The following is a 23,512-nucleotide window of genomic DNA, read 5'->3' as shown; positions in this document are numbered from 1 at the left end:
AGACACCCGGATACGACGGGGAGGTACGACGTCCTACGTCCGGCTCGATCAGCGTGACCATAAAAGGACCCATGGGGAGGGTCAAGAGATCCCGCACGAATGAGACACCCGTCAGAGGTCGGACCAATGGCGGACGAAACGACGGGAGTTGACGCCGCACCGTACTGGCCTGCGCCGAAGGGGAGCCGACGGGGTCCGGTGCGCGTACGATGCGGCGCATGACCGCCGGGGAGCCCAGGAACAGCCGGATACAGCGCGCGGTCGTGCAGCTGATCCTCGACCGCCGCCTACCGCCCGGCGCGCCCCTGCCGACCGAGCCGGAGCTGATGGAGGACCTCGGCGTCAGCCGCAACTCCGTCCGCGAGGCCCTCAAGGCGCTCCAGGCCCTCGACATCGTGGAGATCCGCCACGGCTACGGCACCTACGTCGGCCAGGCCTCCCTCACCCCGCTCGTCGACGGCCTCACCTTCCGCACCCTGACCCGCCAGGGCACCGACGCGGGCGCCCTCGCCGAGATCCTCCAGGTCCGCGAGGTGCTGGAGGAGGGACTGATCCGCCGGGTCGCGGCGACCATCACCGAACCCGAGCTGGCCCGCCTGGAGTCCGTGGTCTCCCGGATGGAGGCCGCCGCCCGCGCCGGCCTGCCCTTCCCCGAACTGGACCGGGAGTTCCACGAGTTGCTCTACGCCCCGCTCGGCAACGCCCTCGTCCCCCAGCTCCTCGGCGCCTTCTGGACCGTCTTCCACCGCGTCGCCGACGCCCGCGGCTGGAGCGCCGTCCCCGCCCCCGGGGACACCGTCCGCCGCCACCGCGACATCGTCACGGCCCTGCGCGCCCACGACACCGAGGGAGCCCAGCGCGCCATGACCGTCCACTTCCACGCGATCGAGGCACGGGCCGCGGGGGAGACGGGCTGACCTTCCGGCGGCGTGCCGAGCCGGTAGGGGAGTACGCGAGAATGGGTCCATGACTCTGTTCCGCGACGACGGCATCGTGCTGCGCACCCAGAAGCTGGGTGAGGCGGACCGGATCATCACGATGCTGACGCGCGGGCACGGGCGGGTGCGGGCCGTGGCGCGGGGGGTGCGGCGCACCAAGTCGAAGTTCGGGGCCCGCCTGGAGCCGTTCTCGCACGTCGACGTGCAGTTCTTCGCCCGGGGCAGCGAGCTGGTCGGCCGCGGGCTGCCGCTGGTCACCCAGGGCGAGACCATCGCTCCGTACGGCGGCGGGATCGTCGCCGACTACTCCCGGTACACCGCCGGGACGGCCATGCTGGAGACCGCCGAGCGGTTCACCGACCACGAGGGCGAGCCGGCCGTGCAGCAGTACCTGCTGCTCGTCGGGGCGCTGCGCACCCTCGCCCGCGGCGAGCACGCCCCGCACCTCGTGCTCGACGCCTTCCTGCTGCGCTCCCTCGCCGTCAACGGCTACGCCCCCAGCTTCGGCGACTGCGCGAAGTGCGGAATGCCCGGACCGAACCGGTTCTTCTCGGTCGCCTCCGGCGGCTCCGTCTGCGTCGACTGCCGGGTCGCGGGCAGTGTCGTACCCTCACCGCGCACCCTGGAGCTGCTCGGCGCGCTGCTTACGGGAGACTGGGAGACCGCGGACGCGTGCGAGCCGCGGTACGTCCGGGAGGGGAGCGGGCTGGTGTCCGCCTACCTGCACTGGCATCTGGAGCGCGGGCTGCGCTCACTTCGGTACGTGGAAAAGTCGTAGGCGCGCCGCACACGGCGCGAGCACCACAGAGGAGACGAGAAGCACATGGTCGTACGCGGGATCCTGGGCCGCCAGCGCCGCGAGTACAAGACGCCGGAGCCGCACCCGTCCGGCGCCGTCGCGCCGAAGCTCCCCGGTGAGCTCGTGCCGAACCACGTCGCGATCGTCATGGACGGCAACGGACGCTGGGCCAAGGAGCGCGGCCTGCCGCGCACGGAGGGGCACAAGGTCGGCGCCGAGCAGGTCCTGGACGTGCTCCAGGGCGCCATCGAGATGGGCGTCGGCGCCATCTCCCTGTACGCCTTCTCCACCGAGAACTGGAAGCGCTCGCCCGACGAGGTCCGCTTCCTGATGAACTTCAACCGGGACTTCATCCGCAAGACCCGCGACCAGCTCGACGCGCTCGGCATCCGGGTGCGCTGGGTGGGCCGGATGCCCAAGCTGTGGAAGTCGGTCGCCAAGGAGCTCCAGATCGCCCAGGAGCAGACCAAGGACAACGACAGGCTCACCCTGTACTTCTGCATGAACTACGGCGGCCGCGCCGAGCTCGCCGACGCCGCGCAGGCCCTGGCCGAGGACGTGAAGGCGGGCCGCCTCGACCCGTCCAAGGTCAACGAGAAGACCATCCAGAAGTACCTGTACTACCCGGACATGCCGGACGTCGACATGTTCCTGCGCCCCAGTGGCGAGCAGCGCACCTCCAACTACCTGCTCTGGCAGAGCGCGTACGCCGAGCTGGTCTTCCAGGACGTGCTGTGGCCGGACTTCGACCGCCGCGACCTGTGGCGCGCCTGCATCGAGTTCGCCTCCCGCGACCGCCGCTTCGGCGGAGCCGTTCCGAACGAGCAACTGCTGGCCATGGAGGCGGCGATGAAGGGCCGGCCCCAGGGCGGCTGACCGGGGGTTCCGCCTGGGCGCTACGATCCCGCCTCATGGTCATGGACATGGGGCGGGAGACCGTTCAGGAAGCCGTCGAGCTGACGTACCGGCACGAGGTGCGGGACTTCGCGGCGGCGCTGCGGGCGCGCCGGAAGGTCAGCAGGTCGGGCAGGGTGATGATGTGGTCGATAGGCCTGGGCTTCGTCGCTTTCGCGCTGATCGCCGCGGCCCAGCTGGCCGCCGGGCGGGTGGACCCGTTCTCGTTGCTCCTCATGTGCTACTTCGGCGTCGGGCTCCCCGTGGTGCCCCTGCTTCAGGCACGCGGTCTGGCCCGGGTGGCCGACCTGATCGGGCCGTGCCGCACGACGGTGACGGACGAGGGGGTCACGATCCGCGCGGAGCACACCACGCTGTTCCAGGGCTGGGGCGCCCGGCCGGTGTACCGGGAGACCCCCGAGGTGTTCGTCCTCTTCAGCGGCGACCGCAACGCGCGCTGCCTGACCCCGCTGCCCAAGCGCGGGCTGGCCGACCCGGCGGACGCCGACCGGCTGCGGGCAATCTTGGACCGACACCTGACGCGGGCCTGAAACCCTGCCGGCCTGAATCCCCGCCCCAAAAGGGGCGCGGGGAACTGCGCGACCAGCCCACGACGACCCGCGGTCCGAAACGGCCAGGAACCCCCGCGGCGCTCACGAGTCGGCCTGCGGAGCACCCCGCGGCGCTCACGAGGCACCCCTAGCCCGCGGAGCACTCCGCGCACGTACCGAAGATCTCCACCGTGTGGGCCACGTTGACATATCCGTGTTCCGCGGCGACGGCCTCCGCCCATGTCTCCACCGCCGGGCCCTCGACCTCGACGGCCTTGCCGCAGGTGCGGCAGACGAGGTGGTGGTGGTGTTCGCCGCTGGAGCAGCGGCGATAGACCGATTCGCCTTCGGACGTGCGCAGGACGTCGACCTCGCCCGCGTCGGCGAGGGACTGGAGGGTGCGGTAGACCGTGGTGAGGCCGACCGAGTCGCCCTTGTGCTTGAGCATGTCGTGGAGTTCCTGCGCGCTGCGGAACTCGTCGACCTCGTCAAGAGCGGCCGCCACGGCCGCACGCTGGCGGGTCGCGCGGCCCTTCACGGGCGGTCCAGCGGTGGTCACCGGTTGCCTCCTAAACTCCGCGTCTGCCGGGCCATTCTGCCAGGCCGGAGCAGGCGCGGTCAGACACCGACCTCGTCGGCGGACCCCCGCGCGCCGGGAATCGAGCACTCCGCGGGGTCCCCGGCCGGCCGCGCAGCGGCGGCGGCCCGGGCCCGGCGGCGGGCCAGCGGCGCGGCCAGCGCGGTCAGCACCAGGAACGCGGCGATGGTCAGCAGCACGATCGTCGCGCCGGGCGGCACGTCCTGGTAGTACGACGTCACGGTGCCGCTGATCGTCACGGTCACGCCGAGCGCCACGGCGATCGCGAACGTCGCGGCGAAGCTCCGGGTGAGCTGCTGCGCGGCCGCCACCGGCACCACCATCAGCGCGCTCACCAGCAGCAGGCCGACCACGCGCATGGCGACCGTCACCGTCACCGCCGCCGTGACGGCCGTCAGCAGGTTCAGGGCGCGCACGGGCAGGCCGGTGACGCGGGCGAACTCCTCGTCCTGGCTGACCGCGAACAGCTGGCGGCGCAGGCCGAGGGTGACCAGGACGACGAACGCCGCGAGCAGGCAGATCGCCAGTACGTCCGACTCCGACACCGTCGACAGCGAGCCGAACAGGTACGACGTCAGGTTGGCGTTGGAGCCCGTCGGCGCGAGGTTGATGAACATCACGCCGCCGGCCATGCCGCCGTAGAAGAGCATCGCGAGGGCGATGTCGCCGCGAGTGCGGCCGTACCAGCGGATCAGTTCCATCAGGACCGAGCCGAGCACGGAGACAGCGGTCGCCATCCACACCGGGGACGTGGACAGCAGGAAGCCGAGGCCGACGCCGGTCATCGCCACATGGCCGATGCCGTCGCCCATCAGGGCCTGGCGGCGCTGGACGAGGTAGATGCCGACGGCGGGCGCGGTGATGCCGACCAGCACGGCGGCGAGCAGCGCCCGCTGCATGAAGGCGTAGTTCAGGAGGTCCATCAGCTCAGCAGTCCCGTGCAGATCGGATCGGGGCCCGCGGGGGCGTGCGGGTGTACGTGGTCGTGGACGGGCTGGGGGTCCCCCCGCTCGAGCGAAGCCGAGAGTGGGGGAGTGCTGGCCGCGGCCCGTGGCGGCGGCCCGTCGTGCACGACGCAGCCGTCGCGCAGGACGACCGCCCGGTCGATCAGCGGCTCCAGCGGGCCCAGCTCGTGCAGCACGAGCAGCACCGTGGCGCCCTGGGACACCTGGACCCGCAGCGTCTCGGCGAGCACCTCCTGGCTGGCCAGGTCGACGCCGGCCATCGGCTCGTCCATGATCAGCAGCTCGGGTTCGGCGGCCAGGGCGCGGGCGATGAGTACGCGCTGGTGCTGGCCGCCGGAGAGGGCGTTCACGGAGTCCTTCGCCCGGTCAGCCATGCCGACCAGGTCCAGGGCCCGCCGTACGGCCTCCTGGTCGGCCTTGCGGAACAGGCCGAAGCGCGAGCGCGAGAGGCGGCCCGAGGAGACGATCTCGGTGACCGTCGCCGGGACCCCGCCCGCGGCAGTGGTGCGCTGCGGTACGTACCCCACGCGCGCCCAGTCGCCAAAGGTCCGGCGCGGGGTGCCGAACAGCTCGATCTCACCGGCGCTCACCGGCACCTGGCCGATGACGCTGCGTACGGCCGTCGACTTGCCGGAGCCGTTCGCACCGAGCAGGGCGACGACCTCGCCGCGGCGCACGGTGAGGTCGATGCCGCGCAGGACGGGACGCGAGCCCAGCTCGGCCCGTACGCCCCGCATCGCGATGACGGACTCGTCCATGTCACTCATGTCGCCCTCCGTGATGGTCACTTGGCGCCCAGGGCGGACCGCAGGGCCTTGAGGTTGGCCTCCTGCACCGAGAAGTAGTCGGTGCCCCGGGACTTGTCCGTGATGCCCTCGATGGGGTCGAGGACGTCGGTCCGCAGACGTGCGTCGCGGGCGATGGTCGCCGCGGTCTTGCCGCTGACGAGCGTCTCGTAGAAGACGGTGGTGACGCCGTCGGCCTTCGCCATGCTCTGCAGGGCCCTGACCCGGGCGGCGCTGGGCTCCGACTCGGGGTCGAGGCCGCTGATCGCCTCCTCGGTGAGGCCGTAGCGCTCGGCGAGGTAGCCGAAGGCGGCGTGCGTGGTGACGAAGACCTTGCTCCGCGTGTGGGCGAGGCCGTCCTTGAAGTCGGCATCGAGGCCGTGGAGCTTCCCGACCAGGGCGGCGGTGTTCTTCCGGTAGTCGGCCGCGTGCTTCGGGTCCGCCTTCTCGAAGGCCTTGCCGACGCCCTCGGCGACCTGGGCGTAGCGCACCGGGTCGAGCCAGATGTGGGGGTCCTTGGCGCCCTGCTCCTCGTCGTGCGCGTGGTCGTGGCCGGCCGTGTGGCCGCCGACCTCGGTGCCGTGCGTCTCCAGCGTGGTCAGGGAGGCCGCGTCGATCTTCGTCTTCACCGGCGCCTGGGCCACCGCGTCGTCGATCGAGGGCTGGAGGTTCTTCAGGTAGAGCACCGCGTCGGCCTCCTGGAGCTGCGCGGTCTGCCGTGCGCTGATCTCCAGGTCGTGCGGCTCCTGACCGGGCTGCGTGAGACTGGTGACGTGGACGTGGTCACCGCCGATCCGCTCGGCGAGGAAGGCCATCGGGTAGAAGGACGCGACGACGTCGAACCTGCCCGTGTCGCCCGATGCCGCGCCGGTGCCCGAGCAGGCGGAGAGGCCGGTGAGGGCGGCGGCCGCGGCGAGGGCGGGTATGAGGCGTCGTCGTACGTTCATGAGAGTCATTTTCAACAAAGATGGAAACCGTTGTCAACAAGCCCTCTCGATCGCCCTTACAAAGGTGAGGAGAGTCCGGTAACGGACACCGATTTGGAGGTGGGGGAGGCTGCGCCGGTAACCTGAAGCATTCGCTGGAAGCATCTCGCTTCGTCGCCGTCGTCGTAATGAAGAGAGCACCGTGGCCGCCGACAAGATCGACACCATCGTCAGCCTGAGCAAGCGCCGTGGCTTCGTATTCCCCTGCAGTGAGATCTACGGCGGCCAGCGTGCCGCCTGGGACTACGGACCGCTGGGTGTCGAGCTCAAGGAGAACATCAAGCGCCAGTGGTGGCGCTACATGGTGACGTCGCGCGAGGACGTCGTCGGTATCGACTCGTCCGTCATCCTGGCCCCCGAGGTCTGGGTCGCCTCCGGTCACGTCGCCACCTTCACGGACCCGCTGACCGAGTGCACCTCGTGCCACAAGCGGTTCCGTGCCGACCACCTGGAAGAGGCGTACGAGGAGAAGAAGGGCCACGCCCCGGCGAACGGCCTGGCCGACCTCAACTGCCCGAACTGCGGTAACAAGGGCACGTTCACCGAGCCCAAGCAGTTCTCGGGTCTGCTCTCCACCCACCTCGGCCCGACGCAGGACTCCGGCTCCGTCGCCTACCTGCGCCCCGAGACCGCCCAGGGCATCTTCACCAACTTCGCCCAGGTGCAGACCACTTCGCGCCGCAAGCCGCCGTTCGGCATCGCCCAGATGGGCAAGTCCTTCCGCAACGAGATCACGCCCGGCAACTTCATCTTCCGGACCCGCGAGTTCGAGCAGATGGAGATGGAGTTCTTCGTCAAGCCGGGCGAGGACGAGCAGTGGCAGGAGTACTGGATGCAGCAGCGCTGGAACTGGTACACCGGCCTCGGCATGCGCGAGGAGAACATGCGCTGGTACGAGCACCCGAAGGAGAAGCTCAGCCACTACTCCAAGCGCACCGCCGACATCGAGTACCGCTTCCGGTTCGGCGGCTCGGAGTGGGGCGAGTTGGAGGGTGTCGCCAACCGCACCGACTACGACCTCGGCGCGCACTCCAAGGCCTCCGGCCAGGACCTCTCCTACTTCGACCAGGAGGCCGGCGAGCGCTGGACGCCGTACGTCATCGAGCCGGCCGCCGGTGTCGGCCGCACGATGCTGGCGTTCCTGCTCGACGCCTACGTCGAGGACGAGGCCCCGAACGCCAAGGGCAAGATGGAGAAGCGCACGGTGCTGCGCCTCGACCACCGTCTGGCCCCGGTGAAGGTCGCGGTGCTCCCGCTGTCCCGTAACCCGGAGCTGTCGCCGAAGGCCAAGGGCCTCGCCCAGGCGCTGCGGCAGAACTGGAACATCGAGTTCGACGACGCCGGCGCCATCGGCCGCCGCTACCGCCGCCAGGACGAGATCGGTACGCCGTTCTGTGTCACGGTCGACTTCGACACCCTCGAGGACAACGCCGTGACCGTCCGCGAGCGCGACACGATGAAGCAGGAGCGCGTCTCCCTGGACCAGATCGAGGGCTACCTGGCCTCGCGTCTGATCGGCGCCTGACCTCCGCTTCCTTCGCCCACCCACCTGTCCGACGCCGTCGGCCGGTGGGTGGGCGTTCTTGTGTCACTGCGACGGGTCCACCGTCGCCTGGTGGGCCTCGGCCAGATGCTCCTGCGCCTTCAGCCAGGGCAGGAACTGGGTCGTCAGCTGCCAGCCGCAGGTGTCGCAGCTGATCGTGCGCTGGATGCCGGTGCGCCGCACCCGGACCACGTGCTCCCGGCCGTGCTGGTCCCAGCGGCTGACCTTGCTCGTCGTGATGCTCTGCGGCATGGCGCCTCCCACGTCCGTCCGTTGCTTTCCGTACTCCGACCGCAAGGAGTGTGCAGCAACTGGCGTGCGGAGCGGGAGGGTTCGCCGGATCCGGGCGGGTCTCAGCGGACCGCGCGCGGCAGCCGGAGACCGAGCAGGCCGGTGAGGACGATCCCGGCCAGCTGCACCAGCAACGTGGTGACCAGCGCGTCCCGCATGCCCAGGCGCGGGGCCAGAGCGAGGAACAGGGTGCCGAGCGTCGCCACGCCCAGTGCCATCGCCGACTGCTGTGTGGTGACCATCACGCCGCTTCCCACCCCGGCTCGCGCGGCCGGTACGTCGGACAGCACGAGCCGCATGAGGACGGGAAGTTGGAGCCCCTGCCCGGCGCCGGCCACCGCGACCCCGGGGAGCAGCGCGGCGATGCCCAGGTCCGGCCAGTCACGCCAGGCGACCAGGGCGATGAGTGCCACGCCCACCCCCTGGACCAGCGCCCCGGCGGTCACCACCCGGCTGCCGTGCCGGGCCACCAGGCGCGGTCCTGCCAGGGACGCGCACAGGAAGGCGACCGCCATCGGTGCCAGCGCCAGCCCCGCCGGCACCGGACCCAGCCCGGCGCCCCGCTGCAACGCCACCGCGATCACGAACATGAAGCCGCTGAAGCCGATGGAGAACGGCAGGATCAGCATGAGGCCCCTGCGCAGCGACGGCAGCGCGAGCAGGCTCGGCGGCACCAACGGCGTACGGCCCTCGCGGTCCGCCCGTCGCTCCACCGCGTAGAACACCCCGGCCACCACCGGGAACGCGGCCAGCGACAGCCACGTCCACAGCGGCCAGCCCGCCGCGCGGCCCTCGGTGAGCGGCGCGAGCAGCGTCAGCAGGGACGCCGCGAGCAGGACCGTCCCGGGACCGTCGACCGGCTCGGGACGCGGCGAGCGCGTCTCCGGCACGTACCGCACCGCGAGCACCAGCCCCAGCAGGACCACCGGCACGTTGACGAGGAAGACCGACCGCCAGCCGGTCCCGGCGACGTCCGCCGCGACCAGGACGCCGCCCAGGATCTGCCCCGCCACCATGGACAGCCCGGCCGTGGCGCCGTACAGGCTCATCGCCCGGGCGCGGCGGGCGCCGCTGGTGGTGGCCTGGATGGTGGCGAGGACCTGCGGCAGCATCGCGGCGGCCGAGGCGCCCTGCGCGACGCGGGCGGCCACCAGGGTCCACGCGTCCGGTGCCAGCCCGCACGCCAGCGACGTCAGCCCGAAGGCGGCCATTCCGCCGAGGAACATCCGGCGCCGCCCGAACAGGTCGCCGAGCCGCCCGCCGAGCACCAGCAGCACGGCGTACGCCACCCCGTACCCGGCCACGACCAGCTCCAGCACGGCCTCGCCCGCGGACAGACCGGTGCCGATGGCCGGCAGGGCGACGTTGACGATGAAGAAGTCGACCAGCGGCAGCGCCGCGGCCAGCAGGACGGTGAACAGGCCCGGCCCGCCGAGTGCGCGCGGCGCCGGGGCGGCGCGGACGGCCGGAGCGCTGAGGGTTTCAGTCATGTACCGGAGCATGTGCCCGTTCCCAGACCGGTACCAGAGTGTCCTTGTCCTGGTAGAGGAAGTACCCGGCAACAGCCTCCGCCCGAGTGCGGTCGGCGCGCAGAGGGGTACCGGGCCGGGCTCATCCTGGTGGCAGGAGCACCTGGAAACAGGCTGGACCGGACGGCACCCTGGAGTCATGACGACCATGGCCCAGGAAAGCCCCGCCGTCCCGGCGACCCGGGGAGCGGCGATCCGGCGGCACGAACTGGCCGCCTTCCTGCGCAGCCGGCGCGAGCGGATCACGCCCGAGCAGGTGGGGCTGCCCCGCGGCTCCCGGCGCCGCACCCCCGGTCTGCGCCGCGAGGAGGTCGCCCACCTCTCGGCGGTCGGCGTCACCTGGTACACCTGGCTCGAACAGGCCCGTGACATCCAGGTCTCCGTCCAGGTCCTGGACGCCCTCGCCCGCACCCTCATGCTCGACCCGAGCGAGCGGGTCCACCTGTTCCAGCTGGCCGCCGCCACCGACCCGACCCCCGCGGCGAGCTGCCCCAGCCTCACGCCCGCGCTGCGCGAGATGCTGGACCGCCTGGAGCCCGTTCCGGCCTGCGTCCAGAACAGCCGCTACGACATCCTCGTCTACAACCGCACGTACGCCCGGCTCTTCGGAGACCTCGACGCGATCCCGCCGGAGGACCGCAACTGCGTGTTCCTCGTCCACACCCACCCCGACTGGCAGGCCGCGATCGTCCACCTCGACGAGGTCATGCGTGTGATGGCCGCCCGGCTGCGCGCCTCCATGGCCGGCCATCTCGGCGAGCCCGCCTGGAAGATGCTCCTCAAGCGTCTGAAGTCGGCCTCCCCCGAGTTCCGCGAGAACTGGGACCGCTACGAGGTGGTCGGCATGCGCTCCAGGACCAAGGAGTTCCTCAACCCCTACGTCGGCCATCTCACCGTCGAGCACACCGACCTGTGGCTAGGACCGCAGCACGGCCCCCGGATGCTGACCTACACGCCGAAGAACGAGGAGACGCGCGAGCGCTTGGAGAAGCTGCTGGAGATCGCGCGGGGCGACGACTGACCGACAGCGCCTCCAACCCCTACTGCCTCTGCAATGCGGGTGGTTCGGTCGTTCGGCCGGTTCGGGAAGCCGCCGCGATCATCTACCGGCAGGGCCGCTTCCGTGAGAGCCTGGCCAGCCCCTGCCGCGTGTGTGGAACCCGCCTGAGAGAGGCCCGATGACGATTCCGCTTCCCGTCCGCGTCCAAGCGGCCGCCGTCCGCGCGGCGTTCGCACTGCCCCGCCCGCTACGGCGGCTCATCGCCGGAGCGCCGGTCCGGCGGGACGGCCAGGAACTCGCCCTGGACGCGCAGTTGCTGCTCCGGCTGATGCGCGCCGCCGGGACCAGACTGGTCGTCGGCGACCAGGTGGAGACCTCCCGCACGCTGCTGGAGCTGGGCCGGCACATCGTGAGCGGGCCCGTGATCGAGCCGGTGACCGCACGGGAGATCGTCGTTCCGGCGGAGCACGGCGAGCTGCCCGCCACGCTGTACACGCCCGAGGGACTCACGGCGCCGTCCGGGCTGCTGGTGTTCCTGCACGGCGGCGGCTGGGTGCTCGGCAGTCGGGTCAGCCACGACAACACCGCACGCTTCCTCGCCCGGCAGGCCGGCGTACGGGTGCTGTCGGTGGAGTACCGGCTGGCCCCCGAGCACGTCTTCCCGGCGGCCGTCGACGACGCGCTGGCCGCCTTCGACCACGTCCACGCCCATGCGGCCGAGCTCGGGGCCGACCCGGAGCGGATCGCCGTCGGCGGCGACAGCGCGGGCGGCAACCTCGCCGCCGTGACCGCCCAGCTCGCCACCGCGCGCGGCGGCCCGGCGCCCGCGTTCCAGCTGCTGCTCTACCCGGCCACCGACGCCTCGCGGCACCGGCGGTCACGCGAGCTGTTCGCCGACCGGTTCTTCCTCACCAGCGAGCAGATGGACTGGTTCGCCGACCACTACGCCCCCGCAGGCGTGGACCGCGCTGATCCGCGCATCTCCCCGCTGCTCGCCGACGACCTCGCCGGACTGCCGCCCGCCTACATCGCCACCGCGGGCTTCGACCCGCTGCGCGACGAGGGCGAGGCCTACGCCGAGGCGCTCACCGAGGCCGGCGTGAAGGTCGTCCTCAGCCGTCGGCCGGACCTGATCCACGGCTACGCCAACTTCCTCGGCATCGGGGACCTCTTCCGCGAGGCCACGGCCGAGGCGGCCGACGCGCTGCGTGCGGCCCTGAGCGACAGCGATACCGCGCTCAGCCGTGACTGACTGAGACCGTTCCTATTCAGTGAGCAGGAGTGGGTCTTGGGCCCATACCTGGTCGCTGCGGATATCCCGAACGGTTTTGGGTGTCCTGGTCGCCCGCGTTCTCGCCGCGTCCGGCTGCACGCATCTGGTGCGTGGTCCGGGAATGCGGGGGCGGGGTTCCTCACGCCCTGGGGTGCCTGCTCCGGCCTGGACGGTCCGATGCCCGTACCCATCGCTCTGGTGGGTGCGGGGCGGTGTCGTCCGTCGCCGGATCGGGTGCCCCAGGGCGCGCCTGCCGGTCGCGATGCTCGCGGCATCGTGACGGCTGGGTTTCCTGTTCTTGCCGGTGAGGGGTTTCTGCCAGTGCTGGGCGCCCCATCGGGAGGTGTAGGCGGGGTCGACGGCGATCAGGGGGATGTCGAGTTCGGCCGCCATGCTGACCAGCCGGGCGCGCAGCCTTGCCACGGGCAGGCCGGAGATGAGGTGGCGGAACTTCTTGCGCCTGCCGTGCTTCTCGCGGGTCTTGTCCGCGGTGAAGTCCAGGTCCTCGACCGCGATCGCGAGATGGTGGCGTTTGGCCCAGTGCAGCAGCCGGATCAGGGCGTGGCGGACCTGGGCGTCACGGTGGGCGGTGGTGCCGGACAGGTCATAGTCGAACCGGTGTGGCCGGCCGACCGGGTTGCCGTGGGTGTCCAGGCGCCAGGCGGCGAGGTGATCGGCGTTGGTGTCCACACCGATCAGCCCGTTCGCGCGGGCGGCTGCCAGGAGGACGGTCGTCGCCGGAGAGATCGTCCAGGAGGCGGTGAGGTACCAGCGGCCACGCACCGGGTCTTGGTGGATGCGGTAGGCGACGGCCCGGTTCGCGCTCACGCGGTCGCGGCACTGCTCGCCCCGGTGCGCGAACGCCACGCGGGCGGCCAGCACGTACCGGCCGTGCGGGGCGTTCGCCAGGTGGGCGAGCGGTGCGGGGAGTTTGAGGCTCACCTCACCGTCCGGGGTGACGCGGATGGTCTCGTTGCCGTACCGCTTCCCGGACTCGCCGTCCGCGGCCAGGAACCGGCGCGCGGCCTCCCACCGCTCTCGCCACCGCGGCTCCGTGAGCCCCGCCGCATCGAGGTGGTGGCGGGTGTGCAGCAGCCGTTTCCCGCCGCGCACCACGTGCACGACACCGGCCCGCCAGTCGGCGCGCGCCGCCCGCAGCCGGTCCTCGAGGACATGCAGGCGGCGGGACTTGGCGAACCACTCCCGCCGGGAACGGTAGCCGCCCGGCGCCCCCTTGCCGCCCTTCTGTCCGAGCGGCAGGGACAGCCGGTGCTCGATCGTGCGCACCCCCGCCTCCAGCCCCTGCACGTGCGCGAGCTGGGCACGCCGGGCCAGACCCCACTGATCGTGCGTGGCCTTCGTGATCGAACCCGCCCACCGCGACGACGACTCCCCGGTAAGCACACGCTTGCGCTCCGCCCACGCATCGCTGTCGTGGTCCGGCCCGGCCGCACACCGGGCCTTCAGATCGCGGGAGGCAAGCCCACCGAGATGGTCACCGACCAGCCGCAGCACCTCCTCGTCCCCCGCGCTCAGGTGCTTGAGCCGGTCACGGACCGCAACACCGGAAGGACCGGGCACCACGAACGGCGCCGCCAGCTCCCGCAGCCCGCCCACCGGCACCCACCCTCCCCACCCGCCCCCAAGCAACCCGCCACCCCACCCAACGACCACCACCCGCAAAGGTCACCCATTCGACAGACAAACCCCCCGTTCCATAGGCGAGGAGAGGCACGCACCGGGCCCGGGCACTCGCTCCCGCACACCAGAACTCACTTGTGCACGGTTACATCGCAGCAGCTCACAACCCCCGCGGCCTCGCTCACCTCGGCCGTCCGAAGCCGCTCGGCCGTGCGCTCGGCGCTCGCGCGCGCCCGGCGGCCGCTCGTCAGCGCGCCCAGGCCGAGCACCGCGAGTCCGCAGCCGGTGAGGATCCACCAGCCGGGGAGCGACGCCGACACGAAGGCCTGCCGGTACGACGACGCCCCCACGCCCGACGCGAGGACGGCGCCGACCACCGCGACGCCGAGCGTCTGGCCGAGCTGACGGCTGGTGGAGGCGACGGCGGCGGCGACGCCCGCCTGGGCGCGCGGCATGCCGGAGACCGCCGTGTTCGTGATGGGCGCGTTGACGAAGCCGAAGCCGATGCCGAACAGCAGGTAGGCGGCGAACAGTGTGACGTTCGAGGTCTCCACCCCGAAGACCGCGAACAGCACGGCGCTGGCCGTCATCGCGGCACCGGCCAGCAGCAGGGAAGGCCGCGGGCCCCGCGCCCCCACCAGCCGTCCGGACAGCGGCGCGCACAGGAACGTCGGTACGGCCATCGGCAGCATCCACAGCCCGGCGTGCAGCGCGCTCAGGCCCCGTACGTTCTGCAGGTACAGCGTCGACATGAAGAGGAAGCCGCCCAGCGCCGCGAACGCGCTGATCGCGATCACCGTCGCCCCGCTGAACGGCACCGAACGGAAGAAGCGCAGGTCGATGAGGGGTTCGTCGCGGCGCGGCTCGTACCACAGCAGGGCGAGCAGGGCGGCCGCGGCGAGCGCGGCGAACGGCAGGACCGAGGAGGCGGCGGAGGCCGGCGCCTCGATGATCGCGTACGTCAGCGAGCCGAACAGGGTGATCACCAGCAGCTGGCCGACGGGGTCGGGGCGGCGGGCCTTCGGGGCGCGGGACTCGGGGACGAGGCGCAGGGTGAGCAGCAGAGCCGCGAGGCCGACGGGCAGGTTGACCCAGAAGATCGCGCGCCAGCCCACCGAGTCCACCAGCAGGCCGCCGACCAGCGGGCCGGCGGCCATGGATATGCCGATCACGGCGCCCCACATGCCGATCGCGCGCGCCCGCTCGCGGGCGTCGGTGAAGGTGTTGGTGATGATCGACATGGCGACCGGGTTGAGCATCGAGCCGCCGACCGCCTGGACCATCCGGAAGACGATCAACAGCTCCAGGTTCGGCGCGAGCGAGCACAGCAGGGAACCGGCGGTGAACGTCGCCAGGCCGGTCATGAAGACCTTCTTGCGGCCGATCCGGTCGGCCGTCGAGCCCGCGAGCATCAGCAGCGAGGCCAGTACCAGCGTGTAGGCGTCGATCGTCCACTGCAGGCCCGACGTCGTGGCGTGCAGTTCGCGCTGCATCGAGGGCAGCGCCACGTTCAGCGCGGTGTTGTCGAGACTCACGATCAGCAGGCTGGAGCAGCAGATCGCGAGCACGAGCAGGCGTCGACGATGACTCAACTCGGGCATGACCCCATCGTACGACATTCAATAGTGCGCCTAACTAACCACCGGGGTCACGCCCCTCCGCCTCGATACGCGACAATGGGGGAATGTCCACGCCCGTGTCCCCCCTCCAGATCGGTCCGCACACCGTCCAGCCGCCCGTCGTGCTGGCCCCCATGGCCGGTATCACCAACGCGCCCTTCCGCACCCTGTGCCGGGAGTTCAGCGGCGGCAAGGGCCTGTTCGTGAGCGAGATGATCACGACCCGGGCGCTGGTCGAGCGCAACGAGAAGACCATGCAGCTGATCCACTTCGACGCGACGGAGAAGCCGCGCTCGATCCAGCTGTACGGCGTGGACCCGGCGACCGTCGGCAAGGCCGTCCGCATGATCGCGGAGGAGGACCTCGCCGACCACATCGACCTGAACTTCGGCTGCCCGGTCCCGAAGGTCACCAGGAAGGGCGGCGGTTCCGCGCTCCCGTACAAGCGCCACCTGCTGCGGGCGATCCTGCGCGAGGCCGTCAGCGGGGCCGGCGACCTGCCGGTGACCATGAAGATGCGCAAGGGCATCGACGACGACCACATCACCTACCTCGACGCCGGCCGCATCGCCGTCGAGGAGGGCGTGAGCGCCATCGCGCTGCACGGCCGCACGACCGCCCAGCACTACGGAGGCACGGCGGACTGGGACGCGATCGCGCGCCTCAAGGAGCATGTGCCGGAGATCCCGGTCCTGGGCAACGGCGACATCTGGTCGGCCGAGGACGCGCTGCGGATGGTGCGCGAGGCCGGGTGCGACGGTGTGGTCGTCGGCCGCGGGTGCCTCGGGCGGCCGTGGCTGTTCCAGGACCTGGTCGCCGCCTTCGAGGGCCGTACGCAGGACCTCGCCCGCCCGGCGCTGCGCGAGGTCGCCGACGCGATGGTCCGGCACGCCACGCTGCTCGGCGAGTGGATCGGCGACGAGTCCAAGGGCGTCATCGACTTCCGCAAGCACGTCGCCTGGTACCTGAAGGGCTTCGCGGTCGGCTCCGAGATGCGCAAGCGGCTCGCGATCACCTCCTCGCTGGGGGAGCTGCGCGCCGGCCTCGACGAGCTGGACCTCGACCAGCCCTGGCCCGACGGCGCGGACGGCCCCCGCGGGCGTACGTCCGGCAACAACCGCGTGGTGCTGCCGGACGGCTGGCTGAAGGATCCGTACGACTGTGCGGGCGTGGGGGAGGAAGCGGAACTGGATACCTCCGGCGGTTGAGCGGATTTTTCGCCCACCCACCCGCCCGACTCGGCAGGCCGAGAGGTCACCCACCCCCGGGGCTCCGCCCCGGACCCCGCGGGTCCCGGTGGGAGGGCACCTTTCCGCTCCCCCCGGACCCCCCGTGAGCCCGGGCGGAGCACCTTTCGGTGCTCGGGACCCGAGCGGGCCAGGAGGCCGCCGCCTTCGGCGGCTCGCCCCTGGCCGAGCGGCCCGGTGGTCCAGTGGCCCAGTACCGGCCCCGCCCGGCGGCCTGGCGGTGCGGTGGCCCAGTACCAGTCCCGCCCGGCGGCCTGGCGGTGCGGTGGCCCAGTACCGGCCCCGTCTGGCGGCCTGGCGGTGCGGTGGTCCAGCGCCGGCCCCGTCCGGCGGCCCGGTGGCCCAGTACCGGCCCTGCCTGGCGGCCTGGCGGTGCGGTGGCCCAGTACCGGCCCCGTCTGGCGGCCTGGCGGTGCGGTGGTCCAGCGCCGGCCCTGCCTGGCGGCCTGGCGGTCCAGTGGCCCAGTACCGGCCCCGCCCGGCGGCCTGGCGGTGCGGCGGCACAGGGGCGCGGCGGTCTGGCGGTCCAGCGGTCCAGCCGCCCGGTGGTCCGGTCGGCGGCCCCGCGGTTCAGGGGTCTGGAGACCCGGCGGCGCCGTGGCGTGGTGGTCGGCGGGTAGCCGCGTTCGGTGGGCCAGGCCGCCAGCCCGGTGGGACGGTGGCGGGGCGTCAGTCCTTCTTTGGGTGGGGGGTCGAGCCGTAGGCCGTGAGGAAGCGGTTGCGGAAGGCGTCCATGCGCCAGACCGGGGCGTTGTGGGCGGGGCGCAGGCCGTTCGTCCAGTTCCAGCTTGCGATCTTGTCCAGTACCTTCGGGTCCTTCGCGACGATCGAGATCGGCACGTCGAAGCCGGAGTGGTTGCCGCTGACGCGGGCGATGGGCTGGTGGTCGCCGAGGACGACGAGCACCGTGTCGTTCGTGCCGTAGCGCTCCAGCCACTGGGCCAGCGCGGTGACCGAGTACTGCACCGACTTGCCGTACTCCTGACGGGACTTGGCCGTGTCCGCGATCACGTCGGCCGGGTCGTTGCCCGCCGCTTCGATGCCCTTGAAGACCGAGCCGTCGCCGAGCCGGTCCCAGCCCACCATCTTCGGAATCGGCGCCCACGGCTGGTGGCTGGAGGTCAGGATGACCAACGACATCAGCTGCTTGCCGTCGGTGCGCTTCTTGCCGTGCACCCGCTTCTGGAACTGTTCGAGGGCGTACTGGTCCGGCATCGTCGACCAGCTGAACTTCGGCCCCTTGTACCCCAGTTGGAAGGCGTTGTAGACCTTGTCGAGGCCGTAGAACTTCTGCTCGGGCCACGCCTTCTGCACGCCCGGCATGACACCCACCGTGTCCCAGGCGCCGGTCTTCCTGAACATCTTGGTGAGGCTGAGGTGGTCGCCCGCCATGACCGTGCGGTAGCGCTGCTGGCTGCTGACCCACAGGCCGGACATCGTCGTGGAGTGGCCGAGCCAGCTGCCGCCGCCGTACGTCGCCGACGTCAGCCAGCCGCTCTTCGCGTGGTAACCGGCCCTGGCCAGCGCCCGGTTGCTCCGGTCCAGCGTCCGGTCGACGCCGGGCGCGATGACCGGGTCCTCGATGGCGGTACGGCCGTAGCTCTCGATGAACGTGAAGATCATGTCCTTGCCACGCAGGCCCGGCACCAGCTCGGAGCCCGGCGTGTTCGCGAACGCGTCCACCCGCGCCGTCTTCGCGAACGCCGCCTCGTCCCGCAGCGTGTCCCGCATCTGCCGCGCCTGGGCCTTCAGAACGGTGGCGGTGTGCTCCGAGGCGAGCGGGACCCCGGCGACCTGGAGCCCGAGCGCGGTGCAGGCGATCCACACGGTGCCCACGATCAGCGCGCCGCGCGAGGCCCGGGCCCGGTGCGCGGCCAGCAGGGCGGACAGCCGCACGGTGGCCAGCGAGACGAGCGCGATCACCAGGACGATCAGCAGCACCGCGCCGATCGTGATGCCGGCCTCGGCGGGGCCCCCGAAGGTGTCCCGGAGATACCCGCGGGCGTCGTCGAGCAGGCTCCAGTCCAGGATGACGTTGAAGCCCCGGCCGAGGAACTCGTTGAAGCCCAGGTCGAACAGGTTCACCACGGCGACGAGGCCCAGCAGCGCCCCCGCCGTCGCCGACACCGCCACCCGCGCCCGGCGCGGCACGCTGAGCAGGACGACGGCCCCCATGATCGCCTCGGCCGGCAGCCGTACGAAGGAGGCGGGCCGCAGCCCGGACGGCACGTTCGGCAGCACAAGACAGACGTGGACGAGGAGGGCCGCGAGGACGGTGAGGGTGACGGAGGCGGTGCGCACGGCGGTGGGGTGAGCCTGCTGCCACACACGCCACGCCCCCCGCCACCCGCGCCACAAACGCCACACCCGCCACTCACCGGGACGGTGGCGGGGGCGGGGACGGGGCTGCGCGGGCTGTGTCTCGGCTTCCTTCGGCTCCCCGGTCGTGTCCGGTGACTGGCGCGTGCTCGTGTGCTGGGACAACCCGGGGGTCCTTCCGTGCGAGACCGTGAGCGGGGGAATGGGTGGCGGGCCACGCTGGGGAGGCAGGAGCACGCCGTCCTTCCGTACGGCCGGCCGGCGGCCCCTGTTCACGGCCGTCGGCAAACACCGGGCAAACGGGTCGTCAATCCTGTACTACGCGCCGCCCACCGCCGTCAGCAGCGCCAGCGGAGCCGCCGCCGAGCGGGACTCGCGGACGCAGGCGTGCGGGAACGGTACCGGTCGCGGATGGGCCGTCCGGTCGTACCCCGCGAGAAGTTCGGGCAGCCGGTGGGCGGTGGTAGCGGCCGCGTCGACCAGGGCCTGGGCGACCGCGCGGGCCTCGTCGTGGAGGCCGTAGCGGGACAGGCCGAGCGCGATCAGAGCGTTGTCGTGCGGCCAGACCGAGCCCCGGTGGTACGAGAGCGGGTGGTACGCCGGCTGGCCCGAGGCGAGCGTACGTACGCCCCAGCCGGAGAAGAAGTCCGGCTCCAGCAGACGGCGGCCCACCACCTCGCCGTACTCCTTGTCCAGCAGCCCCGACCACAGCAGATGCCCCGCGTCCGAGGCCAGCGCGTCGACCTGGCGGCCGTGGCCGTCCAGCGCCAGCGCCGGGAAGGAGAGGTCCGGCATCCAGAAGTCCCGCTGGAAGCGGTCGCGCAGGTCGGCGGCCGCCTGTTCCAGCAGGGCCGCGTAGGACTGGTCCTGCCAGACGGTGCGCGCGAGCCATGCCGTACGGCGCAACGCGTCGTAGGCGTAGCCCTGCGCGCCCGCCGCCATCACCGGGCCGCTCGCGCGCGTGCCGTCGGCCGAGCAGATGGCGCCGGGCCCGCCGCTCGCCGTGCGGCCGGGCCAGCACCCGCACCACCACCTCGGCCGTGCCGTGCGGTTCGAGGTCGAGGGTCCACACCAGGCGCCGGGCGCCGGACCCCGAGGGGCTCTTCGTCCGGGACGCCCGGCACCTCAGCCGCTGGCCCCAGGAAGCACGGGGAGCAGATCCAGCGCGAGGGCGACGGTCCAGCCGAACGGCGGTGCGCACGATCCTCTCTCGAGGACGTCTGCCCGCTCCCGCTCCCCGTGCACGCGCGGCCCGCTCGGAGTCCCGTGGGCGGTCCGCATGGTGAAAAGCGGCCGCCTGTGGCAGCGTGATTATCGCCACCCTTGATAAGGGTTGCGCTCAGATGAGCGAATCGGCGGCGACTGTACTTCTCCAAGGGGTGGCACTGGGTGCCACCCCTTGTGCGTTCAATACTTGAACTCAAACGTAGAGAGAGCTGCTCATGTGAGCGAAAAGAAGGCCTAGAAGGGCTCATTCGTTCAAGAAATGAAGACAGTCTGAGTCCGGCGCTCTCCGCGCCTTGACTTTCGATCCTGTGGCAGACGGCTGGTTACGGGCGTATGAGGCGCTGCTGGATGTACCCAGACGCCTTCGATCTGGGTATGTTCCTGGCCGTCAGGGCAGCCATCGCGTCCTCGAGGAGTCGAGAACCGTGTCGGAAAACAAAGATCCCCACGCAGCCGAGCAGAGCAGCAGCGTGGAGGGCGTGAAGTTCGTCTACGACTTCACCGAGGGCAACAAGGACCTCAAGGACCTCCTCGGCGGCAAGGGCGCGAACCTCGCCGAGATGACCAACCTGGGCCTTCCCGTCCCTCCGGGCTTCACCATCACCACCGAGGCCTGCAAGACCTACCTCGACAGCGGCGAGGAGCCCGCGGCACTGCGTGACGAGGTGAGTGCACACCTCGACGCCCTCGAGCAGAAGATGGGCAAGAAGCTCGGCCAGGCCGACAACCCCCTGCTCGTCTCCGTCCGTTCCGGCGCCAAGTTCTCCATGCCCGGCATGATGGACACGGTCCTGAACATCGGCCTCTCCGACAAGTCCGTGCAGGGCCTGGCCAAGCAGGCCGGCGACGACCGCTTCGCGTGGGACTCCTACCGCCGCCTGATCCAGATGTTCGGCAAGACCGTCCTCGGCGTCGACGGCGAGCTCTTCGAGGAGGCCCTGGACAAGGCCAAGGAGGCCAAGAAGGTCTCGGTCGACACCGAGCTGGAGGCCGCCGACCTGAAGAAGCTGGTCACCACCTTCAAGAAGATCGTCAAGAAGGAGGCCGGCCGGGACTTCCCGCAGGACCCGCGCGAGCAGATGGACCTCGCCATCAAGGCGGTGTTCGACTCGTGGAACGGCGACCGCGCCAAGCTCTACCGCCGCCAGGAGCGCATCCCGCACGACCTCGGCACGGCCGTCAACGTCTGCTCGATGGTCTTCGGCAACCTCGGCCCGGACTCCGGCACCGGCGTCGCCTTCACCCGCGACCCCGCCAGCGGCCACCAGGGCGTCTACGGCGACTACCTGCAGAACGCGCAGGGCGAGGACGTCGTCGCCGGCATCCGCAACACGGTCGCGCTCGCGGAGCTGGAGTCGATCGACAAGAAGTCGTACGACCAGCTCATGCAGATCATGGAGACCCTGGAGAACCACTACAAGGATCTCTGCGACATCGAGTTCACCATCGAGCGCGGCCAGCTCTGGATGCTCCAGACCCGCGTCGGCAAGCGCACGGCCGGTGCCGCCTTCCGCATCGCCACCCAGCTGGTGGACCAGGGTCTGATCGACGAGACCGAGGCGCTCCAGCGCGTCAACGGTGCCCAGCTCGCGCAGCTGATGTTCCCGCGCTTCGACGAGGACGCGAAGGTCGAGAAGGTCGGCCGGGGCATCGCCGCGTCGCCGGGCGCGGCGGTCGGCAAGGCGGTCTTCGACTCGTACACCGCCGTGAAGTGGTCCCGTTCGGGCGAGAAGGTCATCCTCGTCCGCCGCGAGACCAACCCCGACGACCTCGACGGCATGATCGCGGCCGAGGGCATCCTGACCTCGCGCGGCGGCAAGACCTCCCACGCGGCCGTCGTCGCGCGCGGCATGGGCAAGACCTGTGTCTGCGGCGCCGAGGAGCTGGAGGTCGACACCAAGCGGCGCCGGATGACGGTGCCGGGCGGCCACGTGGTCGAGGAGGGCGACGTCATCTCCATCGACGGCTCCTCCGGCAAGGTCTACCTCGGCGAGGTCCCGGTCGTCCCCTCCCCGGTCGTGGAGTACTTCGAGGGCCGGATGCACGCGGGCGCCGACGACGCCGACGAGCTGGTCGAGGCCGTCCACCGCATCATGGCCTTCGCCGACCGCAAGCGCCGGCTGCGGGTGCGCGCCAACGCCGACAACGCCGAGGACGCGCTGCGGGCGCGGCGATTCGGCGCCCAGGGCATCGGCCTGTGCCGCACCGAGCACATGTTCCTCGGCGAGCGCCGCGAGATGGTCGAGAAGCTGATCCTCGCGGACACGGAGGAGATGCGGCAGGCCGCCCTGGAGGAGCTGCTTCCGCTCCAGAAGAAGGACTTCGTCGAGCTGTTCGAGGCGATGGACGGCCTCCCGGTCACGGTCCGCCTCCTCGACCCGCCGCTGCACGAGTTCCTGCCCGACATCACCGAGCTGTCAGTACGCGTGGCCCTCGCCGAGTCCCGCCAGGAGCCGCACGAGAACGACCTGCGCCTGCTCCAGGCCGTCCACCGCCTGCACGAGCAGAACCCGATGCTGGGCCTGCGCGGCGTACGCCTCGGTCTGGTCATCCCGGGCCTGTTCACCATGCAGGTCCGCGCCATCGCCGAGGCGGCCGCCGAGCGCAAGAACGCCAAGGGCGACCCGCGCCCCGAGATCATGATCCCGCTCGTCGGCACCGTCCAGGAGCTGGAGATCGTCCGCGAGGAGGCCGACGCCGTCATCGCGGAGGTCGAGGCGGCCACGGGCACGCAGCTCAAGCTGGCGATCGGCACGATGATCGAGCTGCCACGCGCCGCCCTGACCGCGGACCAGATCGCCGAGGCGGCGGAGTTCTTCTCCTTCGGCACGAACGACCTCACCCAGACGGTGTGGGGCTTCAGCCGGGACGACGTGGAGGCGAGCTTCTTCACGGCGTACCTGGAGAAGGGCATCTTCGGCGTCTCCCCGTTCGAGACGATCGACAAGGACGGCGTCGGCTCGCTGGTGAAGGCGGCGGCGAAGGCCGGCCGCGCCACCCGCCCCGACCTGAAGCTCGGCGTCTGCGGCGAGCACGGCGGCGACCCGGAGTCGGTCCACTTCTTCCACGAGGTCGGCCTGGACTACGTCTCCTGCTCCCCGTTCCGCATCCCGGTCGCCCGCCTCGAAGCGGGCCGCGCGGCCACCCAGTCCGAGGGCAGCGACCACCGCTGACCCTCCACTGAACCCGGAGCCGGTGAAGGTCCCCGACCCTCAACCGATCGACGCCGGCTCCGGCGCCCGATGGAAGGGGCGGCACCCTGTGCGGGGGTGCCGCCCCTTTCCGCATGTCCGGCTGCACGTACGCT

Annotated in this window: 18 protein-coding genes and 1 pseudogene; 9 read left to right on the top strand and 10 right to left on the bottom strand. The window is 71.4% G+C overall.

Translation table 11 applies throughout. The annotated features are described in order from the left end of the window. Positions 1 to 209: 209 nt before the first annotated feature. From QFZ74_RS10290 to QFZ74_RS10275, 4 genes are read left to right on the top strand one after another with little or no spacing between them, the layout of a single operon-like run. A complete protein-coding gene (locus QFZ74_RS10290) occupies positions 210 to 917 on the top strand; it encodes a FadR/GntR family transcriptional regulator (RefSeq protein ID WP_307620507.1) in 708 nt (235 codons plus the stop codon). Between the two features lie 49 nt (positions 918 to 966). Beyond that, positions 967 to 1,716, top strand: coding sequence for a DNA repair protein RecO (recO, locus tag QFZ74_RS10285; protein ID WP_307620506.1), 750 nt, complete (start codon positions 967 to 969; stop codon positions 1,714 to 1,716). Between the two features lie 45 nt (positions 1,717 to 1,761). Then, the gene (locus QFZ74_RS10280) at positions 1,762 to 2,613 is read left to right on the top strand and encodes an isoprenyl transferase (protein ID WP_307620505.1); all 852 of its coding nucleotides are present in this window, start codon (positions 1,762 to 1,764) and stop codon (positions 2,611 to 2,613) included. Between the two features lie 35 nt (positions 2,614 to 2,648). Continuing rightward, complete coding sequence (locus tag QFZ74_RS10275; RefSeq protein WP_307620504.1) at positions 2,649 to 3,182, top strand: YcxB family protein; 534 nt, start codon at positions 2,649 to 2,651, stop codon at positions 3,180 to 3,182. A 148-nt stretch (positions 3,183 to 3,330) separates the two neighbouring features. Here QFZ74_RS10275 and QFZ74_RS10270 read toward each other — a convergent pair whose 3' ends face one another. From QFZ74_RS10270 to QFZ74_RS10255, 4 genes are read right to left on the bottom strand one after another with little or no spacing between them, the layout of a single operon-like run. Then, entirely contained in the window at positions 3,331 to 3,741 is a 411-nt protein-coding gene (locus QFZ74_RS10270; RefSeq protein ID WP_307620503.1) for a Fur family transcriptional regulator, read from the bottom strand. A gap of 59 nt (positions 3,742 to 3,800) precedes the next feature. Beyond that, the gene (locus QFZ74_RS10265; protein ID WP_307620502.1) at positions 3,801 to 4,703 is read right to left on the bottom strand and encodes a metal ABC transporter permease; all 903 of its coding nucleotides are present in this window, start codon (positions 4,701 to 4,703) and stop codon (positions 3,801 to 3,803) included. Next, the gene (locus tag QFZ74_RS10260; RefSeq protein WP_373462478.1) at positions 4,703 to 5,503 is read right to left on the bottom strand and encodes a metal ABC transporter ATP-binding protein; all 801 of its coding nucleotides are present in this window, start codon (positions 5,501 to 5,503) and stop codon (positions 4,703 to 4,705) included. Before QFZ74_RS10260 ends, QFZ74_RS10265 begins: the two co-directional genes overlap by 1 nt. A gap of 26 nt (positions 5,504 to 5,529) precedes the next feature. Further along, positions 5,530 to 6,477 carry a metal ABC transporter substrate-binding protein gene (locus QFZ74_RS10255; protein ID WP_307620500.1) on the bottom strand — a complete coding sequence of 316 codons (948 nt, stop codon included), beginning with the start codon at positions 6,475 to 6,477 and terminating at the stop codon, positions 5,530 to 5,532. Between the two features lie 181 nt (positions 6,478 to 6,658). On the opposite strand from QFZ74_RS10255, the gene QFZ74_RS10250 reads away from it, so the two are divergent. After that, positions 6,659 to 8,041, top strand: a complete 1,383-nt coding sequence (locus QFZ74_RS10250) for a glycine--tRNA ligase (RefSeq protein WP_307620499.1) — start codon at positions 6,659 to 6,661, stop codon at positions 8,039 to 8,041. Between the two features lie 63 nt (positions 8,042 to 8,104). On the opposite strand, the gene QFZ74_RS10245 is transcribed toward QFZ74_RS10250, so the two are convergent. After that, the gene (locus QFZ74_RS10245; RefSeq protein WP_307620498.1) at positions 8,105 to 8,311 is read right to left on the bottom strand and encodes a hypothetical protein; all 207 of its coding nucleotides are present in this window, start codon (positions 8,309 to 8,311) and stop codon (positions 8,105 to 8,107) included. Positions 8,312 to 8,412: 101 nt separating this feature from the next. After that, positions 8,413 to 9,840: an MFS transporter gene (locus QFZ74_RS10240; protein WP_307620497.1), complete on the bottom strand. Its 1,428-nt coding sequence runs from the start codon at positions 9,838 to 9,840 to the stop codon at positions 8,413 to 8,415. 178 nt (positions 9,841 to 10,018) lie between these two features. On the opposite strand from QFZ74_RS10240, the gene QFZ74_RS10235 reads away from it, so the two are divergent. Beyond that, complete coding sequence (locus QFZ74_RS10235) at positions 10,019 to 10,900, top strand: helix-turn-helix transcriptional regulator (protein WP_307620496.1); 882 nt, start codon at positions 10,019 to 10,021, stop codon at positions 10,898 to 10,900. Positions 10,901 to 11,057: 157 nt separating this feature from the next. Beyond that, complete coding sequence (locus tag QFZ74_RS10230) at positions 11,058 to 12,131, top strand: alpha/beta hydrolase (RefSeq protein WP_307620495.1); 1,074 nt, start codon at positions 11,058 to 11,060, stop codon at positions 12,129 to 12,131. 12 nt (positions 12,132 to 12,143) lie between these two features. Here QFZ74_RS10230 and QFZ74_RS10225 read toward each other — a convergent pair whose 3' ends face one another. Next, the gene (locus QFZ74_RS10225; RefSeq protein WP_307624101.1) at positions 12,144 to 13,769 is read right to left on the bottom strand and encodes a transposase; all 1,626 of its coding nucleotides are present in this window, start codon (positions 13,767 to 13,769) and stop codon (positions 12,144 to 12,146) included. Positions 13,770 to 13,924: 155 nt separating this feature from the next. Further along, positions 13,925 to 15,394 (bottom strand): MFS transporter, encoded by a 1,470-nt coding sequence (locus QFZ74_RS10220; protein ID WP_307620494.1) that lies wholly within the window; start codon positions 15,392 to 15,394, stop codon positions 13,925 to 13,927. A gap of 83 nt (positions 15,395 to 15,477) precedes the next feature. Between QFZ74_RS10220 and dusB the strand changes: the two genes are divergently transcribed. Further along, positions 15,478 to 16,620, top strand: coding sequence for a tRNA dihydrouridine synthase DusB (gene dusB, locus QFZ74_RS10215; protein ID WP_307620493.1), 1,143 nt, complete (start codon positions 15,478 to 15,480; stop codon positions 16,618 to 16,620). 708 nt (positions 16,621 to 17,328) lie between these two features. On the opposite strand, the gene QFZ74_RS10210 is transcribed toward dusB, so the two are convergent. Both QFZ74_RS10210 and QFZ74_RS10205 read right to left on the bottom strand, forming a co-directional pair. Further along, a complete protein-coding gene (locus QFZ74_RS10210; protein ID WP_307620492.1) occupies positions 17,329 to 18,960 on the bottom strand; it encodes a CDP-alcohol phosphatidyltransferase in 1,632 nt (543 codons plus the stop codon). 336 nt (positions 18,961 to 19,296) lie between these two features. Beyond that, positions 19,297 to 19,968: pseudogene (locus QFZ74_RS10205) on the bottom strand (amylo-alpha-1,6-glucosidase); the annotation flags it as partial. A gap of 662 nt (positions 19,969 to 20,630) precedes the next feature. On the opposite strand from QFZ74_RS10205, the gene ppdK reads away from it, so the two are divergent. Continuing rightward, positions 20,631 to 23,378, top strand: a complete 2,748-nt coding sequence (gene ppdK, locus QFZ74_RS10200) for a pyruvate, phosphate dikinase (RefSeq protein WP_307620491.1) — start codon at positions 20,631 to 20,633, stop codon at positions 23,376 to 23,378. Positions 23,379 to 23,512 lie beyond the last annotated feature (134 nt).

This window comes from Streptomyces sp. V3I7 (genome assembly GCF_030817495.1).
Classification (GTDB): domain Bacteria; phylum Actinomycetota; class Actinomycetes; order Streptomycetales; family Streptomycetaceae; genus Streptomyces.
Note: the sequence above shows the minus strand (reverse complement) of the source record. Positions and strands in the feature narration are given on the sequence as shown.

Bases quoted from the DNA above. Each gene is read 5' to 3' on its own strand.
- QFZ74_RS10290 (WP_307620507.1), top strand. From the start codon at position 210: ATGCGGCGCATGACCGCCGGGGAGCCCAGGAACAGCCGGATACAGCGC.
- recO (WP_307620506.1), top strand. From the start codon at position 967: ATGACTCTGTTCCGCGACGACGGCATCGTGCTGCGCACCCAGAAGCTG.
- QFZ74_RS10280 (WP_307620505.1), top strand. From the start codon at position 1,762: ATGGTCGTACGCGGGATCCTGGGCCGCCAGCGCCGCGAGTACAAGACG.
- QFZ74_RS10275 (WP_307620504.1), top strand. From the start codon at position 2,649: ATGGTCATGGACATGGGGCGGGAGACCGTTCAGGAAGCCGTCGAGCTG.
- QFZ74_RS10265 (WP_307620502.1), bottom strand. From the start codon at position 4,703: ATGGACCTCCTGAACTACGCCTTCATGCAGCGGGCGCTGCTCGCCGCC.
- QFZ74_RS10260 (WP_373462478.1), bottom strand. From the start codon at position 5,503: ATGGACGAGTCCGTCATCGCGATGCGGGGCGTACGGGCCGAGCTGGGC.
- QFZ74_RS10255 (WP_307620500.1), bottom strand. From the start codon at position 6,477: ATGAACGTACGACGACGCCTCATACCCGCCCTCGCCGCGGCCGCCGCC.
- QFZ74_RS10245 (WP_307620498.1), bottom strand. From the start codon at position 8,311: ATGCCGCAGAGCATCACGACGAGCAAGGTCAGCCGCTGGGACCAGCAC.
- QFZ74_RS10240 (WP_307620497.1), bottom strand. From the start codon at position 9,840: ATGACTGAAACCCTCAGCGCTCCGGCCGTCCGCGCCGCCCCGGCGCCG.
- QFZ74_RS10235 (WP_307620496.1), top strand. From the start codon at position 10,019: ATGACGACCATGGCCCAGGAAAGCCCCGCCGTCCCGGCGACCCGGGGA.
- QFZ74_RS10230 (WP_307620495.1), top strand. From the start codon at position 11,058: ATGACGATTCCGCTTCCCGTCCGCGTCCAAGCGGCCGCCGTCCGCGCG.
- QFZ74_RS10220 (WP_307620494.1), bottom strand. From the start codon at position 15,394: ATGCCCGAGTTGAGTCATCGTCGACGCCTGCTCGTGCTCGCGATCTGC.
- dusB (WP_307620493.1), top strand. From the start codon at position 15,478: ATGTCCACGCCCGTGTCCCCCCTCCAGATCGGTCCGCACACCGTCCAG.